1 protein-coding gene is annotated in these 1,571 nt (G+C 61.4%); it reads left to right on the forward strand.

The annotated features are described in order from the left end of the window. A partial coding sequence (locus tag BFP99_RS28875) for a DUF6531 domain-containing protein (RefSeq protein ID WP_256098245.1) occupies positions 1–1,571 on the forward strand: 1,571 nt, incomplete at both ends.

The raw sequence follows: 1,571 nt of genomic DNA on the forward strand, positions 1-1,571 counted from the left end.
CTCAGCGATGAGCCGCTGCTGTTTATCTACCTGTCGGCCATGGTCAGTTGGCTACGCCTGCTACCGCCGCCCGAGATGTATGAAGTGCTGGGCGAGATCACCGGTGAGGTACTGATCAATCTATTCCTGATCTGGGCGACCCGTGGCATGGGCGTGCAGATTCGCCTGGGCGCTCAGGTGCTGGGACATATCAAATCCGGACGAGCGCACAAGTGGCTGGAGAGGCTGGCTGATCAGTTGGTGGGGCCGACGTTGGACGCGCATGTCGAGGCGCTGAAGCCTTTGCTGCTCGGTGGCCCCGCGACAGCGATCAAGGCTGTACCGGTTGCGCCGTTGAAGGTTGGGGAGCATGTGGTTTCGAACCCGGTGCCGGCGGTTCGCAGGAAGACTCAGCAGACGGTGTTGGTCAGGCAGGAGCCTGTCGATGATGTGCCCGTTTCAGGGAAGAACCCGAACGGGGATGCGACGGCATCTTCGGATAAGACCGTCACCAACGGCTGCCCCGTGTCGATGGTTACCGGGGAGGAATTGCTCACCCTCACCGACGGCACGTTGGATGGAATCTTGCCGTTCGAGTGGACACGGTTGTATCGCACCAGTGCGGTGGAAGTGGATGTCGGGTTGGGGTTTGGCTGGAGTCATTCGCTGGCGCATCGGCTTGCGGTGTCGGGCGATTCGGTGGTGTGGACGGACCATGAGAATCGCAGTACTTCGTTTCCGATGCCGACTGTTGCTCGGCCAGCAATCACCAATAGTTTGGCCGAAGCCGCGATCTATTTGGGCGCGTCGCCGGATGAACTGGTGCTGGCCCAGGCGTCGCGGTTTTATCACTTTCGCGACGGTGTGCTGGTCTCGATCAGCGACGCGTACGACAACCGGCTGCGGATTTCTCGGGATTATTTGGGGCGGATTGAGCGGCTGGATAACGGTGCGGGGTGTGCGCTGTTCCTGCGCTATGCGGCGGGCCGCATCGTCGCGGTGGACTACCAGGTGCAGCGGGCCGAAGGCCGTGGCCCGTATGTCTGGATTACCGAGCAGACCGTCGTTTCCTACGCGTACGACGACGCTGGCCGACTGGTCTCGGCGACCAATGCGGTAGGTGAAAGCGAGCGTTATCGCTACGACGATCAGCACGTGATTCTTGAGCGTGGTTTGGCCGGAGGGGCGAGTTTCTTCTGGGAGTGGGAACGGCCCGGCAAAGCGGCGCGATGTGTTCGGCATTGGGCCAGTTTTTCCCAGATGGATACGCGGTATGCCTGGGGGGACGACGGCCGTGTCACGCTGCATAACGCCGATGGCAGTCAGGAAGTGTATGTCCATGACGACCGGGCGCGGCTGGTGCAGCGGATTGATCCGGACGGTGCCCAGCATTTCAAATCCTACGACGCCAAAGGCCGGCTGACGGTTGAGCAGGATCCGCTGGGGGCGGTGACGGCGTATCAGTACGACGACGCCGGACACTTGGTGGCGTTGTTTCCCGGGGATGATGAGCCGACGTCCTACGAGCATGACAATGGCTTCGTACGGGTTGTAAGGCGGGGTCTGGCGGTCTGGAAGTACGAGCGTAACGA

Source organism: Pseudomonas sp. 1 R 17 (assembly GCF_900067035.1).
Taxonomy (GTDB): Bacteria; Pseudomonadota; Gammaproteobacteria; order Pseudomonadales; family Pseudomonadaceae; genus Aquipseudomonas; species Aquipseudomonas marginalis.